Here is a 15,591-nt window from a genome sequence, read left to right as displayed (position 1 = left end):
GTAGCAAATAAACACCCAGTACAATATTACTTCTTAAATTTGCACTTCAATTTTCAAAAAACTATGTACAGAACGCACAATAACGGCGAATTAAAAGCAAAAGATATCGATAATCAAGTAACCCTGTCTGGCTGGGTTCAAAAAATACGGGACAAGGGTTTTATGATTTGGGTAGACCTCCGGGACCGCTACGGTATTACACAGTTGATTTTCGATGAAGAACGCACCCCTAAAGACGTGATGGACAAGGCCTCGCAATTGGGACGGGAATTCGTGATCCAAGTTTCCGGAACCGTGATTGAGCGGGAATCTAAAAACCCGAAAATGACTACTGGCGATATAGAGTTGTTGGTTTCTGAAATTTCTGTTTTAAATACGTCCTTAACGCCACCTTTCACTATTGAAGATAAAACCGATGGCGGCGAAGACCTCCGGATGAAATACCGCTACCTCGACATTCGCCGTACGCCGGTTCGCAACAACTTGGTTTTTCGCCATAAAGTGACCATGGCCGTTCGCAACTATCTTTCAGAAAAGGATTTTGTGGAAGTGGAAACCCCATACCTCATTAAATCGACCCCAGAAGGCGCCCGTGATTTTGTAGTGCCCAGCCGCATGAACGAAGGGCAGTTTTACGCATTGCCGCAGTCGCCGCAAACCTTCAAACAATTGTTGATGGTAGGCGGAATGGACAAATACTTCCAGATCGTGAAATGTTTCCGTGATGAAGACCTTCGCGCCGACCGCCAACCCGAATTTACGCAAATTGACTGCGAGATGGCCTTTGTGGAACAGGAAGACGTGTTAAATACTTTTGAAGGCCTTACCCGTCATTTGTTGAAAGAAATCAATAAGGTTGACGTTGAAGAATTCCCAAGGATGACTTATGACGAAGCGATGCGCCGCTACGGAAACGACAAGCCCGATATTCGATTTGGGATGGAATTTGGAGAATTGAACACCGTTGCACAAAACAAAGACTTTAATGTGTTCAATAAAGCCGAATTGGTGGTCGGTATTGCCGTTCCCGGTGGAAACAGCTATTCCCGGAAAGAAATAGACAAATTGATCGATTGGGTTAAGCGACCACAAGTAGGCGCCAAGGGGATGGTGTACGTGCGTTGCAATGATGACGGAAGCTATAAATCGTCGGTTGATAAATTTTACGATCAAGACGATTTGGCCAAATGGGCCGAAGCCACCGCTGCAAAACCCGGCGATTTAATTTGTGTGCTTTCGGGCGAAACCCACAAAACCCGAACGCAATTGAGCGCCTTGCGCATGGAACTGGCCGAACGTCTGGAACTACGTAAATCAAATGAATTTGCACCACTCTGGGTTATCGATTTCCCCTTATTGGAATGGGACGAAGAAACCAATCGCTACCACGCCATGCACCACCCGTTTACGTCGCCAAAACCCGGCCAAATGGAACTGTTGAAAACCGATCCCGGTGCCGTAAAAGCCAATGCATACGATTTGGTATTGAACGGAAACGAAATAGGCGGCGGCTCCATTCGTATTCACGATAAGGAAACTCAAGCTAAAATGTTCGATTATTTAGGGTTTACGCCTGAAGAAGCAAAAGCACAGTTTGGCTTTTTAATGGACGCCTTTCAATATGGTGCCCCCCCCCACGGTGGCATTGCCTTTGGGCTGGACCGCTTGGTAGCCATTTTGGGCGGCCAGGAAACCATACGGGATTTCATTGCCTTCCCAAAAAACAATGCGGGCCGCGATGTAATGATCGATGCTCCAGCGGTTATTGACAACGAGCAATTGGAAGCATTGCATTTAAAGCTCAGCTTGGACAATAAATAAGTTCTTTAGACCTCATAGCTTGTTATAATCTGTGAGGCTTTTTTTACGTTTCAGAAGAAAAAATGAACTGGAAAATAGTCCATCCCCTACTGTACTTTTTTACAATGGGAATGCTTTTTTTAATTGGGATTATTATCTATAGCTATCGATAGATGGTTTATACGTATATTCCCAAACCATAAATTTAAAAAAACAGCTGTATACGGCGGAGATTGGGTAAATCAAAAGCTTTTTTGTTCAGGGGCATTGCTTATTATGAAAATGGTACCTTTGAGAAGGCTTTGACAGATTTTGATAAATTTATCCAATACAACAACGGTAAATCAGCAGATGGAAAATACTATAAAGCCTTGATTAATACTGAACAAAACAACTGTGGCGAAGCACAAAATTTGCTAATGGACGCTATTGAAGATTTTGAAGCAGGCTATTACAACAACCGCCACTACGTAGAGACTTTACGGCAAATTTACAAGCAAGACTTGAATAACCTAAGAGCAAAATTGGACTCCATATGCCAAAACAAACCCTCTTAAAGCGCTTTCTAAAATGGCGGTTAAAGTATATTTCGCATAAGCAGTTTATATACATACTCAGTATATTGATCGGTTTTATGGCAGGAGTTGGTGCGGTGGTGTTAAAAAATTTAACACATTTTATACAACTGTTACTGGAAGGCAGCTTTGTTCAATATTACCACACCGCTTTTTACTTTATATTTCCCATTATTGGGCTGGCGCTCACTTACCTTGTGATGAAGTACATTATAAGGCATAAAGTAAACCACGGCATCCCCTCTACCTTGTTTGCAATTTCAAAACGCAAAGGACTTATGCGGCGGTTCCAGATGATAGGAAGTATTTTAACCGCTCCCATCACCGTGGGTTTTGGAGGATCGGTAGGTTTGGAGGGGCCAACGGTGGCTACAGGTGCTGCATTGAGCTCCAATCTCTCCCGGGTATTGCACTTAAACCAATCTACCCGAACCTTGCTCATAGGCTGTGCCGGGGCCGGGGCAATGGCATCCATTTTCAAAGCGCCCATTGCCGCAATTATTTTTGCCATCGAGGTATTTAGCCTGGACCTCACTTTGGCCTCTTTATTGCCGTTATTGTTGGCATCGCTTTCAGGGGTGATCACATCGTATTTTTTCTTCGGAGACGAGATCTTGCTTCCTTTTAACATTGAAGATAAGTTCGCGCTACAGGACCTTCCTTTTTATATGCTGTTAGGGGTTGTAGGCGCCTTTGCTTCTATTTATTTCACCAAAACGTATGCTTTTTTTCAGGATTTTTTCGAAAAGATCAACTCGCCTATAAAACGACTCCTCATTGGCGGTTTGGGGTTAGGGTTGCTTATCTATTTTATCCCTCCATTGTACGGAGAAGGATACGACATTATGAACAACCTCATCCAGGGCAATCCCAATGCGGCCTTGGAAAACAATTTTTTCAACTTAGAACTTTCCAGCGTATGGGTTGTGATCGCGTTGTTGATGGGTTTGGTTGTGTTTAAAATAATAGCCAGCGCACTTACCTTTGGAGCGGGCGGGGTAGGCGGTATTTTTGCCCCTACTTTGTTTATGGGGAGCATTCTGGGCAACGCCTTGGCAAAGGCCCTCAATAGTATAGGGTGGTTTTCAAACCCTATTTCTGAAAGCAATTTTACGCTGGTGGGAATGACGGGGCTTATGGCAGGTGTATTGCACGCCCCGTTGACGGCCATTTTCCTCATTGCCGAAATGACCGGCGGATACGAGCTGTTCATCCCATTGATGATCACCTCGACCATCTCATTCGCCATTACCAAAAGTTTTATCCCGCACTCAGTCTATGCGATGGAGCTGGGCCGTAAAGGCGAATTGATTACCCACAATAAAGATCATGCCGTTCTTACGCTAATGGACATAGAAAGCGTAGTGGAACGCAGTTTCATAAAAGTTTATAGCGATATGAAATTGGGCGAAATAATAGAAACGGCCGTAATGAAATCTAAACGGAACATCTATCCCGTGGTTAACAGAAAGACCGACAAGTTGGAAGGCATCATTTTGCTGGACGACCTTCGTCCCATCATGTTCAACCAATCGCTTTATAGTGAAGTAAATGCCCGGGAGCTTATGCAAAATCCGCCAGAAATCATTAACTTTGAGAAAGACAAGATGACCAGTGTTATGCAAAAATTCCAAGATACCGGAGCCTGGAACCTTCCGGTGGAATCGAATGGCACGTATTACGGATTTGTTTCAAAATCCAGGTTATTGACTGCTTATAGACGAAAACTAATCGATTTTTCAAGAAACTGATGCGAATTGTATTAATCATAGTATTTATTGCCATTGTGGGCAGTGCTGGGTATGGCTTCTATATCCGGCCCGAAGATTTCAGTACCGGTGAACTTTGCGTGGGCCTTTCTATAGTAGGGCTGTTTTTTGTGTGGATGCCCCTTTTCATCTATCATAGGTGGCGCAAACGAAACTTTAAAGACTACATGCTCACCAAAGAAAATCTTGATAAAATGCGGGAAAAGGGAAAGGAAGAAAAGATATGATTTGATCCTTTAATTAAATTTTTTTGCATTTTTTTAACGTTTCAACCTAATAAATAGTACCTTTGGTTTTATTATTAATTTATTTTTTTATTACAATGGAAGGAACAGTAAAATTTTTTAACGAATCTAAAGGGTACGGTTTTATCACCAACGACGAAACCGGAAAAGACATTTTTGTACACGTTACCGGCCTTAATGGCGAAGCTCTTAACGAGGGTGACAAAGTAGAATATGTTGAAGAAGAAGGAAGAAAAGGAATGGTAGCGGGCCAAGTGCGCGTGATCCATGAATAAGTGATATACTTTTACAGATTTTAGCAAAGCCCTCCCAACTGTGGAGGGTTTTTTAATGCCCTTAATTCATATTTCGTTTTTCAATAAAAAACCGCTTAAGCAAACCTGATGCCTCTTCTTCCAAAACACCACCGCTCATGTTGGTTTTGGGGTGCAGTTTGGTGCTCATAGCTATACAGCCCCGTTGCACGTCCCTCGCTCCATAAATTATTTTATCAATCTGGCTCCAATACAAGGCACCTGCGCACATTTGGCAGGGCTCTAGGGTTACATAAAGCGTGCATTTTTTTAAATATTTGCCACCTAGATAATTTGCAGCGGCAGTTATGGCCTGCATTTCTGCGTGCGCGGTAACATCGTTCAGGGTTTCGGTTAGGTTGTGCGCCCTGGCGATAATTTGGTTATCAATAACAATCACGGCCCCAATGGGGATTTCATCCTTTTCAAAAGCTGCTTCGGCTTCCATAAGGGCACGTTTCATAAAATAAGTGTCGTCGTAGGGTTTCAATAAATCCATCAGTATCTTTTATAGAATATTCAAAAGTACAATATCAAAATGTATCTTTGTTATGTGTCAAAAAAGATATTAGATAGTATTCAATTTCCTGAAGACCTTCGGAAACTTTCAAAGGAAAAACTACCGCAACTCGCCAAAGAACTGCGGGAGTTTATCATTAATATAGTAGCGACCAAGGAAGGCCATTTAGGTGCCAGTCTTGGGGTTGTAGAGCTCACTATCGCCCTACATTACGTTTTCAATACCCCTGACGATATTTTGGTGTGGGATGTAGGCCATCAAGCCTACGGCCATAAAATATTGACCGGACGGAAAGACATTTTCCACACCAACAGACAGTTGAACGGCATTGCCGGTTTCCCGAAACGAAGTGAAAGCAATTACGATACGTTTGGCGTTGGTCACAGCAGCACAGCAATTTCGGCCACGTTAGGAATGGCCATTGCTTCACAAATAAAAGGAGAAACACAAAAACAACATATTGCAGTGGTGGGCGATGCTTCCATAGCCAGCGGTATGGCTTTTGAAGCTTTAAACCACGCAGGTATTGCCAACACCAATATCCTGGTCATCCTGAATGATAATGCTATTGGTATCGATCCCAGTGTGGGTGCGTTAAAAGATTATTTAACAAAGGTAACCTTATACGGTGCGCCTGATACAGACAATATTTTTGAAGCACTTAATTTCAAATATTCTGGCCCAATTGACGGCCATAATTTAGAAGAATTGACTTCAGAGTTAAAACGACTAAAAAACGTGCCAGGCCCTAAATTAATGCACGTGATCACCAAAAAAGGGAAAGGGTTACGTCAAGCCGAGGAAAACCAGGTAACATACCACGCCCCTGGAAAGTTTAATGCGCTTACAGGCGATTTAGTGCCAAAAGACAACAACGGACTTCCCCCTAAATTTCAAGATGTGTTTGGCGAAACAATCGTAGAACTGGCCAAGGAAAACCAAAACATTGTGGGTATTACCCCTGCCATGCCAACAGGAAGCTCGTTAAAATACTTTATGGAAACCTTTCCAGAAAGAGCATTCGATGTAGGCATTGCCGAACAACATGCTGTTACTTTATCTGCAGGGCTCGCCACACAAGGCTTGACCGTGTTTTGCAATATTTATTCTACCTTTTTACAACGTGCCTACGACCAAGTGATCCATGATGTCTGTTTGCAAAACCTGCCCGTTATTTTCTGTTTGGACCGTGCCGGGATTGTAGGCGAAGACGGCGCCACGCACCACGGTATTTTTGATATTGCTTTCTTACGGTGCATTCCCAACCTCATCGTTTTTGCGCCCAGAAACGAAATTGAACTTCGGAATATGTTGTACACGGCACAATTAGGTCTTGAACATCCAATTGCCATTCGTTATCCGCGTGGAAGAGGCTCCATAACAGATTGGGAAAAACCGTTTTCTGAAATTGAAATAGGAAAAGGCATCTGTTTAAAAGAAGGGACTGAACTTGCGGTATTAACTGTTGGAACCATTTCTGAAGAAGTAATGAAAGCTGTTGATGCCATTTCAGAAAAAGAAAAATTTGCCATGTACGACATGCGTTTTGTAAAACCATTGGACACCAAATTATTGGACTCTATTTTCAAGAAACACCAAACAATCATCACCGTGGAAGATGGCGTAACTAAAGGCGGGTTTGGAAGTGGTGTGCTGGAGTATGCTTCAGAAAAAAACTATCCCGGAAAAATTAAATTGCTGGGGATTCCAGATTACTTTCCCCAACACGGAACGGTTGATGAACTGAAAGACGAAGCTGGAATTTCTATAAGAAAGATTAAACAGTTTATTCTAAAATGTTTACAGTAAAGTACTGAATTATTCAACTTCTATAAATCACGTAGGAAAAAAGATCAAATTCTTACAAAACAATGAACTATCTATGGAGTATCCGTGGCGTATCTACGGGCCATACTAGGAAACTTTCACTCAATCAAATTAAGGTACAGCTGCTCCACTTTATCCCTCGCCCACGGAGTTCTTCTTAAAAACTTAAGGCTCGATTTAATGGAAGGATCATTTTTAAAGCAATTGATGTTGACTTTCTTGGCTAATCCTTCCCAACCATAATGTTCCTTCAGCACCTCTAGTATTGTTTGTAATTTTACCCCGTGCATTGGGTTATTGGGTTGTTCGTTTTGTTGACCGTTTTTTTTATTCATTGATTATTTCAGTTTATATTGATTATATAGAAACAGTTTTTTTAGAATACTTCAAAAACCTCTATTTTTCCAGAATAAGACTCCGTCAATATTGTTCCGTTTTCATACTGAATCTCATAACTTAATTTGCTATCTGATGAAAAAGTTAGTTTGGCAAATGTTATATTTAACTGATTTGCATAATATTCGTTCGCAGATTGTATGTTGCCGTTTACATCTGTGACAATGTCATAAAATACATCGGGGGCAAAAATGGTGTTTAATTCAGAATCATAGCCATTTTGCAAATCAAAAGTTTTTATTGTCGGGTTGTTCATTTCGCAATTGGTCATATCCATTTCGTTAAAAACAACAACATTTTCATTATCGTTGTTGATTTTAATTTCACCATCTGAATTTAAATTAGCGGTTCCACTTGTCAAAAACAAATCCCCAACACAGTTGAACCCATCTTTTGAATAAATTTCCAGATAAGCATTAGCAAAGAAATTTTGAGGTGGCTCATCCTTATTGTCATCTGATGAGCAGGATAAGATTGTAAATCCAATTAAAAGCCCAAGGAATACATTTAGTTTTTTCATTTCTTAAAATTCGGTTTAAATTGGTTGTAACGGTCGGGCTATGAGTAGTCGCGTGGGTTAAAACTGAACTTAGCAAGTACACAACAAACTGAAAATCCTAGCGGATTTTCAGAAGTGGTCCAGAACAAGCAATTACTTATAGTCATTGTTCTACAGCGTTTTATTCTTTCAACATTTTTGACATTGAATTCAGACAAGGACTTACATCAAAATACAATCCTTCTAATTTTGCTTCATTTTTAGCAAGAGTCAAATAATCGTAATGTTCAATTAAACTTTGAGACCCACCAAATTGAAAACCAAGAATACTCAACAAGTCATATTCGTGGGAGGTATAAATCACATAAAATGCTTCTTTTTTACTTTTTCCATTACCTGAACTCATTAAAGCATCAACAATAATTCTTAATTGGGTAACTTTTTTATTGAAAGTGGTTTTATCTCCCATTTGCTCTAATGAATATAATTGATAATTGATTGCATTCAAATCAAAAGGATTGTCTAAAAGCATTTTATCTGTAAAATTGACTACTTTAATTAAATCTAAACTGTCTAATTTTTCTTTTTGTAACACAACTCTTAAACTATCACCATAATCAGAACGTGAATAAGGCGAATAATTTTCATCAAATGTATAACCGTAATATAAGTGTCTTTTTTCCTCCAAAGTCATTGTTGAATCGGCATTTTGGAATCTATTCATCAAAGATTCGTAGAAGAGATTAGATTTTTTATTTTTAATATTTTTTTCAATTTTTTTGTAATTAGGTTTTTCGAAATCCCAATCTTGAGAATAGGACAAAAAACTAATTAAGATGAATGATACTAAAATTATTTTTTTCATTATCGTTTATTTAATGCTGCACAATGGTCTAGTATAAGAATAGTAGCGGATTTTAACGCACTAACTTTTCGGTAAAACACAGACCTTTTTTATATTTACTTACTTTCGTTTTAGCTATTAAACCGCTATTATTTTTAGCATCGATGAAAAAGCAGTAGATCCAGTATCTTTAAAGTTCACCAAAACAATAAGATATGAAAACTGCACCCACTGCCCAACCAAAGTTATACATTGGCATCGACATCCACAAGCGAAGCTGGAAGATTCACTGTTCCACCGACCTGTTCTCAGGCAAATCCTTTACCATGCCGCCCAAACCTGAACTCTTACGCGAATATGTCCATAAACATTTTTCCGGTCACGAAGTGGCCACAGCCTATGAGGCTGGTTGTTGCGGATATTACCCCCACCGTAGTTTTGAGGGTTATGGTTGGCGTTCCCTGGTGGTCAACCCTGCCGATATCCACCGAAAGGGAAAAGAGAAATACACCAAGACCGATAATATCGACGCCCAGTTGATAAGCAGGGAATTAAAAGACGGCAGGCTCGCGGGCATCCACGTCCCAGATGTGGAACGTGAACAGTTGCGGAGCCTTTTCAGGAGGCGCAATGACCTTGTCAAGGACTTTAGGCGCGTGAAGAGCTATATAAAGATGCAGTTGCTCTATTTCGGGATCGCCATTCCCGAGGAGTTTGACAATGACCATTGGAGCCATAAGTTCCGTGATTGGGTCGACGAAGTAACCTTTGCATACCCTTCGGCCCGTGAGACATTGGACAGCAGGATGCGCAGTTTTAGGTTCATAGACCAAGAACTGCGGGATGTCTCCACAAAGATGCGTGCCTACTGCCGCAGGCATTACAAAAAAGATTATTACTTACTGAGAAGTATTCCAGGGATTGGTGGGATAGTAGCCTGTGGGGTTATCTGCGAACTGGGCGATCTAAGGCGTTTCAATAACATAAAACATTTAGCGGGCTATGTTGGGTTGGCACCGGGCATCCATCAAAGTGGGGACAATCAACGGAGCACCGGGATAACGGTGCGCGCGCACCGGTTGATGCGCAGTTATTTTATAGAAGCCTCTTGGCAGGCCATCAGGACAGACCCGGTAATGCAGGCCTATTACCGCAAGCACCTGGGAAAGAACGTAAAATCAATAATCGTCAAAGTGGCCCGCAAACTATTGAGCAGGACCTTGGCAGTGATAAAAACAGAAACCCCTTATGCAATAGGGGTGATAGAATGATAAACAAATAACAAAGCTCACAAAGAAGTAGATTTACCTGTACCACAAAACAACGTAGGTGGCCGCCACAAGGTCGGACCACACTTTTATAGCAAGTGGCCGGGTTAATTATAACTTATAATCATACAGATGCTGGTGACGACCCATAAGGCCGATCACATATAGGATGCGGAGCAAGTTATATGGTATTGAAATATTGATAATCCTTCGGAGTTATCAACATTCCAACACCCCAAAACCATCATTATGAAATAATTAAAATAAAAATATTATTTTTGAAGAACAGGATTAGTGCTTTTCATAGGATGCATTGTTGTACACTGGCTTTCCACGTTCTGTTTGGTTTTCCAAGGTTTTCGGTTAGTTCCGAAGTGAGCGTTGGCGTGAAAGCTCTTTTATTTTTTTAGCGTTGGATTTAGGTGTTGGCAAAAAAATAAATGTGCTTGACCATCGTGTTGGATTAATTAATTCCTCTAATTTGATTTGCTATCGATATGTTTTCGGTATTCGGTTTTAAAATATGGTTTTGCGGTAATTGCAATTTTTCAAAAGCCAATTCCTCAAATTTTCTAAATCCGCCATCGAGCCCCATTTTTTCCAAGTATTTCATTTTGTTCTTGTTAACTTTAATAGTAAAGTTATGGTCAAAATAGATTAAGGACTTGTCATATGCGGTATGATGTAATGAGCACAAGCCTAAGCCATTAGAGATGTCATCAGTTCCAACTTCGTGTGAGTGTGGCACAATATGGGCAGCTTCAATTAACTCTAACTGTATTCCACACATTGCACATTTGTTATTATAAGCTTCATAAACTTTTCTTCTGAAATTAGGGTCTCGCTTAAATCGGGTGTGTGTTACTACTAATTGCTCATTTCCCAGAGAAATAGAGCCTGCAAAATCCTCAACATTTTCGTTGTCTGAAAATTCAATTAGTTTATGCAATTCAGATTCATCCAGATTATGGATATTATCTATATTTTCAAGATAAAGACCTAAATATTCAGGTTTGAACGAAATTATTGATTGGTTGTTATCATCAACGTAATTTGCAATCTTATTTTGGTTTGCAGATTCTTGAACCGAAAATCTAGAATAAACTGACCTAGATTTTTTTACTGATGTATCCATAAAATCAGAATCAAATCTGTTATTGAAGACTAGTGGATCCCACGCTGTAAAAACATTTTCATCTGCAAAAAAGCCCAGAACAATAACATTGACTCTTGATTTTAGAGCCTTAACTAGTCCAATTGAATTAGAAACTTGGAATCGACATTCATCTGGGTTACTCCTTCCTTTTCCAGATTCGTGGACGTTTCTTATCAATATGTAAGTTGTCTTTTTATTTAGAGAAAATCTATATGGATTATTTCCATCAATGTAGTAAACGTTATCAGAATATGTTTTAAGGCTATCAATCAACAGATACCTCAAATCTGATTTCGTCAAGTTTTTGGTCTTCCTTGTACTCATTATTTATAAAATATTGTTGTTTTATTTGTTGTGCAAAAGCATAAGCCAGTTTTGGTGGTACAGCATTTCCTACTTGTCTCCATTGTTCACGGTAACTGCCTAAAAAAATATGTTCGTCTTCAAATGATTGAATGCGTTTAATTTCTTTAATTCTCAAAAATCTATTTTTCCAATGGAATGGTCCCATATTGTTAGAATGACTTGCTTGAATTGTCCAAGAAGGTCTATTTGGGGATAATTTCAATAAAAATGACCAATAGCGTGAACGCCACTTAAAAATTGGGTTTGGATGACCTCTTTCTTCTGTGAAAAATAAATAATTGTCGCCTGGTGGAACTAATTTTAAAAGATCTTTATGTTTTGATCCAGCTTGCATTTTTTCATCTTCTGGCAAGTCAAAATCTATATCATTTAAGATGTCTCCACAAGTTACCCAAGGCAATGTACCTTTTACATTTTTTTTAGGGTCGGAGTGTGAAGGTTCAGGATATTTAAAGTCTTCCATTTCTTTCTTTACTCCAATACAAATAAATCTTTGACGAGTTTGTGCTACTCCATAATCAGCTGCATTAACAACTCTGTGAAAAATCTTATAACCCAATCTCTCACTTTCTGCTTCAACCAATTCTAAAGCTGCTTTATGAGGTTTAAATACAAAGCCGTGAACGTTTTCAAAGAAAAAAAACTTTGGCTGTAGTTCTTCCACAGCACGAAAATAATTTGAAACTGTTGTGAAGCCATCAACATCATCAATACCTCTATCTTTTTCAGTTCTGTAAAATCTAGATTTAGAGAAAGGAGGGCAAGGAGGACCTCCAACTAAACCATCAATTTCTTTATGTTTTGCTCTTATACTCTTGAAGTCTACATTTACAACATCATTGCAAACTACTTCACAATCTTTGAAGTTCATTTTTAACGATTCACAAGCTCTCTCCCAAATGTCAGATGCAAAAATGGTTTGAAAACCAGCTTTTTCAAAACCAAAATCAATACCTCCTACACCTGAAAAAATACTTACAATTTTTGGTTTTGTCATATGTTAGAGATTAAATGTTTAACAATTGCTTCTCCTAAGAAAGAAGGAACAGCATTTCCAATTTGTTTTTGAATAGAACGCCTTGTTCCAACAAAATGATAATCTTCAGGAAAGGTTTGTAATGCAGCTATTTCAGGAACTCTTAATCTTCTATTGTTCCAATGAAAAGGACCAACCCAAGGACCAGGTTGAGCTGCAATAGTCCAAGAAGGTAGGTTAGGATGTAATTTTAACAGGAAACTCCAAAATCTTTTGTTCGCCTCAAATTTTGGATTTGGATGTCCGTCTCGTTCTGTTAATGCAAAATAGTTTTTACCAGGAGGAATTTGTTTTAATTCTTCGTCATAAGTTTTCCCTGTAGTTAATTCTTCGGGTTCGAAGTATTGGTCTTTATCAAATTTACCAATCCAATCAATTACGCGTTCGTGTGGTTTTAAATTAGTATTTAGAATTATTTCTTTTTCTGTACCGTGTGTTTTTATAGGTTCTCCTGAAATACCACTTTTGGATGCGATAAAGAAAACTCTTTTTCTTTTTTGAGGTACACCAAAATCGAGAGAGTTGGCTCTATAAATAATGTATTTGTATCCTAACTTGTCTATAGCTTCTTCTAAATCTTGTACAGCTTGTTTGTTTTTAGGATGGAGTAAACTTTCAACATTTTCTAGAATAAAACCGTCTGGACTCAATTCATCAATCATTCGTAAATAATTACCAATCATATTTCTTGGGTCTTCACTTCCTAGTCTGTTTTTATGAGTAACCCAATAGCCAGCTTTCGAAAAAGGTTGACAAGGTGGACCTCCAACTAAAATTAATTTTTCTGGATTATTCTCTTTAATTATTTTAGAATAATCTAAAGCACTCATCTCTTTAATATCTCTATGGAAATGTGATGAATGTGAAAAGTATTTGTTTCTCTTCATTGTAGCTACACTGTCTTTATCAAAATCTAAACTAGAAATTACTTTACTTCCTGCTAATTGAGAACCTATGTCTAAACCTCCTGCTCCTGAAAAGAACCCAATAGTTTGAATTTTACTATCAAGGATTTGTTCAATTTTATCATTGACTGTGTAACCACGTTTGTCAAATTTAATTCCTAGAAACTCATCTTTTTTTATTTTGAATTCGCTTTCAAACAACCTCAATTGAGGCTCTTCTAATAATGATAAAAATTCTCTCTCTAACTTGTAAGTTGCAAGCATATATCTTAGTTCTTTTTTTCTAAAGATGCTACAAGCAAATCTTTAGCTTCAATATTTAAAATCTCTCCAATTTTGTATAAATCTTCAATACTTGGTTGTCTTCTGTTTTGAACATAGGAGTTGACCATATTGTAACTTTTTCCTAATTTTTCAGCAAGCCAAGTTTGCTTTATACCTTTTTCTTCTAAAACTTCTTTAATTCGATTCATTTCAGAATGTTTTCTATTTCTCAAATATACAGTGATATCTTATTATCTCACTTAATGAGCTAAATATTTATCAACAATCTTAAGCGTTGGGAAAAGGCAAGCTCTTTTTATTTTTTGAGGCACGAAAAAAATGAAATGTGCTTGGCTGTGCGGTTGGCTTTCAGAGCTTGTGTACAACAAATATATAAAAACAACCCCATCTACTTAAAATCCCCACGCACCCGCTCAAACAACTGCAGCGACTTGCCATCGGTTAACCGTGACACATAATGACACGCGGCTAAAATGGCTCTGTAAAGCGATTCTTTATCAGAAATAGTTTCCGTAAAGTTTTTTAAAATCAGGCGGTCGTAATGGCGTTCTTCACCGCGCAGCACATTTTCAACCGAAGTTGTAAACGTGTCTATCAAGGTTTCCAAAACTTTGTAACCCGCTATTTCTTTCTCCACCACTTCCTTACTTTGGTATATTTTTTCGATGCTAATACGCAGGATATCGTTTATCTGGGCTTGGTAGCGGCTTTTTTCCAACAAGGATTGACTAAACTCCCCTTTTAAAATTTCTTCCTCGTGTTTCAGAAATACTTCAACTGCTTCGGTTATCAAGGTGTTGATGGCCAACGAACGCAAATACGCCAACCGATCGGGACTTTGCTTTAAGTTATGGTATTTTTCAGTGTTTATGGTGTTTTTTACCAGATTGATTAAATATTCCAACGCAAATTCTTCCTCGATCAAACCGAGGTTGATGCCATCTTCAAAATCGATAATGGTATAACATATGTCATCTGCCGCTTCCACCAAATATGCTAAGGGGTGACGGCAGTAGCTTAGGTTTTCGTCAGCTCCTCGTTCCAGCAACCCTAATTCTTCAGCAACCTCATCAAAAAAAGCAGTTTCCGATTGAAAAACACCATACTTTTTATCGGCTATATGGTTGGTAGGTTTCTTTGGTAGCGATTCTTTTGGATATTTTGTAAACGCACCTAGTGTAGCGTAAGACAAACGCAAGCCACCTTCCACACCGTTTTTGGTTTCGGTTAAAATTTTAAACCCATTGGCATTTCCTTCAAAATCGACTAAGTCTTGGTATTGTTTTGGGGTTAATTTTTCTTTAAAACGCTTCCCTTTTCCATTTAAAAAATAATCGCCTATTGCTTTTTCACCACTATGCCCAAAAGGTGGATTTCCAATATCGTGTGCTAAAGCTGCTGCTGCCACAATAGCACCAAAATCGTTAAACTGATAGCCATGTGTTTTTTGTAGCTGTGGGTATTTTTCAAGAAGAGCCTTGCCTACTTGTCTCCCTAATGAGCGACCTACTACTGAAACTTCAAGACTATGGGTTAAACGCGTATGAACAAAAGAGGTTTGAGAAAGTGGAATGACTTGGGTTTTATCCTGTAAGCTTCTAAAAGCAGAAGAAAATATAACTCGGTCGTAATCTACTTCGAAACCTAAGCGGGTTTCATCTTGTTCTATCCGTAATCGTTTATTGGTATCGCCTTGTCGTTTAAGCGAGAGCAGTTTTTCCCATTGCATCATAAGACTGAAATTTTACATGCAAGATACTATTTTGAACAAACCACGCCAAGTGAAAAGGCAATGTTAAGCAGTTAA

16 protein-coding genes are annotated in these 15,591 nt (G+C 38.9%); 7 read left to right on the top strand and 9 right to left on the bottom strand.

The genetic code is table 11. The features are described 5' to 3' along the window. Positions 1–63: 63 nt before the first annotated feature. The 5 genes from aspS to DDV96_RS10655 all read left to right on the top strand — a co-directional run bounded on the left by aspS (position 64) and on the right by DDV96_RS10655 (position 4,664). Complete coding sequence (aspS, locus tag DDV96_RS10675; RefSeq protein WP_116694758.1) at positions 64–1,821, top strand: aspartate--tRNA ligase; 1,758 nt, start codon at positions 64–66, stop codon at positions 1,819–1,821. Between the two features lie 212 nt (positions 1,822–2,033). Continuing rightward, positions 2,034–2,357, top strand: coding sequence for a tetratricopeptide repeat protein (locus tag DDV96_RS10670; RefSeq protein ID WP_116694757.1), 324 nt, complete (start codon positions 2,034–2,036; stop codon positions 2,355–2,357). Next, positions 2,336–4,126, top strand: a complete 1,791-nt coding sequence (locus DDV96_RS10665; protein WP_116694756.1) for a chloride channel protein — start codon at positions 2,336–2,338, stop codon at positions 4,124–4,126. Before DDV96_RS10670 ends, DDV96_RS10665 begins: the two co-directional genes overlap by 22 nt. Then, positions 4,126–4,371 (top strand): hypothetical protein, encoded by a 246-nt coding sequence (locus DDV96_RS10660; protein ID WP_116694755.1) that lies wholly within the window; start codon positions 4,126–4,128, stop codon positions 4,369–4,371. Before DDV96_RS10665 ends, DDV96_RS10660 begins: the two co-directional genes overlap by 1 nt. A gap of 95 nt (positions 4,372–4,466) precedes the next feature. After that, the gene (locus DDV96_RS10655) at positions 4,467–4,664 is read left to right on the top strand and encodes a cold-shock protein (RefSeq protein ID WP_116694845.1); all 198 of its coding nucleotides are present in this window, start codon (positions 4,467–4,469) and stop codon (positions 4,662–4,664) included. Positions 4,665–4,725: 61 nt separating this feature from the next. Here DDV96_RS10655 and DDV96_RS10650 read toward each other — a convergent pair whose 3' ends face one another. Then, positions 4,726–5,181: a nucleoside deaminase gene (locus DDV96_RS10650; RefSeq protein WP_116694754.1), complete on the bottom strand. Its 456-nt coding sequence runs from the start codon at positions 5,179–5,181 to the stop codon at positions 4,726–4,728. A 54-nt stretch (positions 5,182–5,235) separates the two neighbouring features. Here DDV96_RS10650 and dxs point away from each other — a divergent pair, with 54 nt between their 5' ends. After that, positions 5,236–7,011, top strand: a complete 1,776-nt coding sequence (gene dxs, locus DDV96_RS10645; protein WP_116694844.1) for a 1-deoxy-D-xylulose-5-phosphate synthase — start codon at positions 5,236–5,238, stop codon at positions 7,009–7,011. 116 nt (positions 7,012–7,127) lie between these two features. Here dxs and DDV96_RS10640 read toward each other — a convergent pair whose 3' ends face one another. From DDV96_RS10640 to DDV96_RS10630, 3 genes are all read right to left on the bottom strand, one after another. Further along, positions 7,128–7,364 (bottom strand): VF530 family protein, encoded by a 237-nt coding sequence (locus DDV96_RS10640; RefSeq protein ID WP_116694753.1) that lies wholly within the window; start codon positions 7,362–7,364, stop codon positions 7,128–7,130. Between the two features lie 41 nt (positions 7,365–7,405). Further along, on the bottom strand, positions 7,406–7,945 hold the full coding sequence (locus DDV96_RS10635; protein WP_116694752.1) for a hypothetical protein: 540 nt from the start codon (positions 7,943–7,945) through the stop codon (positions 7,406–7,408). Positions 7,946–8,105: 160 nt separating this feature from the next. Further along, entirely contained in the window at positions 8,106–8,789 is a 684-nt protein-coding gene (locus tag DDV96_RS10630; RefSeq protein WP_116694751.1) for a DUF4919 domain-containing protein, read from the bottom strand. 194 nt (positions 8,790–8,983) lie between these two features. Here DDV96_RS10630 and DDV96_RS10625 point away from each other — a divergent pair, with 194 nt between their 5' ends. After that, on the top strand, positions 8,984–10,039 hold the full coding sequence (locus DDV96_RS10625) for an IS110 family RNA-guided transposase (protein WP_116694750.1): 1,056 nt from the start codon (positions 8,984–8,986) through the stop codon (positions 10,037–10,039). A 460-nt stretch (positions 10,040–10,499) separates the two neighbouring features. On the opposite strand, the gene DDV96_RS10620 is transcribed toward DDV96_RS10625, so the two are convergent. The 5 genes from DDV96_RS10620 to DDV96_RS10600 form a co-directional block, all read right to left on the bottom strand. After that, positions 10,500–11,492 carry an HNH endonuclease gene (locus tag DDV96_RS10620; RefSeq protein ID WP_165806004.1) on the bottom strand — a complete coding sequence of 331 codons (993 nt, stop codon included), beginning with the start codon at positions 11,490–11,492 and terminating at the stop codon, positions 10,500–10,502. Then, the gene (locus tag DDV96_RS10615) at positions 11,458–12,555 is read right to left on the bottom strand and encodes a DNA cytosine methyltransferase (RefSeq protein WP_116694748.1); all 1,098 of its coding nucleotides are present in this window, start codon (positions 12,553–12,555) and stop codon (positions 11,458–11,460) included. The genes DDV96_RS10620 and DDV96_RS10615 overlap by 35 nt, the downstream gene beginning before the upstream one ends. Continuing rightward, positions 12,552–13,763 carry a DNA cytosine methyltransferase gene (locus tag DDV96_RS10610; protein WP_116694747.1) on the bottom strand — a complete coding sequence of 404 codons (1,212 nt, stop codon included), beginning with the start codon at positions 13,761–13,763 and terminating at the stop codon, positions 12,552–12,554. Before DDV96_RS10610 ends, DDV96_RS10615 begins: the two co-directional genes overlap by 4 nt. A gap of 5 nt (positions 13,764–13,768) precedes the next feature. Next, positions 13,769–13,972: a helix-turn-helix transcriptional regulator gene (locus DDV96_RS10605; RefSeq protein ID WP_116694746.1), complete on the bottom strand. Its 204-nt coding sequence runs from the start codon at positions 13,970–13,972 to the stop codon at positions 13,769–13,771. A 200-nt stretch (positions 13,973–14,172) separates the two neighbouring features. Then, positions 14,173–15,513, bottom strand: coding sequence for a deoxyguanosinetriphosphate triphosphohydrolase (locus DDV96_RS10600; RefSeq protein WP_116694843.1), 1,341 nt, complete (start codon positions 15,511–15,513; stop codon positions 14,173–14,175). Between the last annotated feature and the right edge of the window lie 78 nt (positions 15,514–15,591).

This window comes from Marixanthomonas spongiae (assembly GCF_003095375.1).
Taxonomy (GTDB): Bacteria; Bacteroidota; Bacteroidia; order Flavobacteriales; family Flavobacteriaceae; genus Marixanthomonas; species Marixanthomonas spongiae.
Note: the sequence above shows the minus strand (reverse complement) of the source record. Positions and strands in the feature narration are given on the sequence as shown.

Coding starts and splice junctions, on each gene's coding strand:
- aspS (WP_116694758.1), top strand. CDS start 64: ATGTACAGAACGCACAATAACGGCGAATTAAAAGCAAAAGATATCGAT.
- DDV96_RS10665 (WP_116694756.1), top strand. CDS start 2,336: ATGCCAAAACAAACCCTCTTAAAGCGCTTTCTAAAATGGCGGTTAAAG.
- DDV96_RS10660 (WP_116694755.1), top strand. CDS start 4,126: ATGCGAATTGTATTAATCATAGTATTTATTGCCATTGTGGGCAGTGCT.
- DDV96_RS10655 (WP_116694845.1), top strand. CDS start 4,467: ATGGAAGGAACAGTAAAATTTTTTAACGAATCTAAAGGGTACGGTTTT.
- DDV96_RS10650 (WP_116694754.1), bottom strand. CDS start 5,181: ATGGATTTATTGAAACCCTACGACGACACTTATTTTATGAAACGTGCC.
- DDV96_RS10640 (WP_116694753.1), bottom strand. CDS start 7,364: ATGAATAAAAAAAACGGTCAACAAAACGAACAACCCAATAACCCAATG.
- DDV96_RS10635 (WP_116694752.1), bottom strand. CDS start 7,945: ATGAAAAAACTAAATGTATTCCTTGGGCTTTTAATTGGATTTACAATC.
- DDV96_RS10630 (WP_116694751.1), bottom strand. CDS start 8,789: ATGAAAAAAATAATTTTAGTATCATTCATCTTAATTAGTTTTTTGTCC.
- DDV96_RS10625 (WP_116694750.1), top strand. CDS start 8,984: ATGAAAACTGCACCCACTGCCCAACCAAAGTTATACATTGGCATCGAC.
- DDV96_RS10615 (WP_116694748.1), bottom strand. CDS start 12,555: ATGACAAAACCAAAAATTGTAAGTATTTTTTCAGGTGTAGGAGGTATT.
- DDV96_RS10610 (WP_116694747.1), bottom strand. CDS start 13,763: ATGCTTGCAACTTACAAGTTAGAGAGAGAATTTTTATCATTATTAGAA.
- DDV96_RS10605 (WP_116694746.1), bottom strand. CDS start 13,972: ATGAATCGAATTAAAGAAGTTTTAGAAGAAAAAGGTATAAAGCAAACT.
- DDV96_RS10600 (WP_116694843.1), bottom strand. CDS start 15,513: ATGCAATGGGAAAAACTGCTCTCGCTTAAACGACAAGGCGATACCAAT.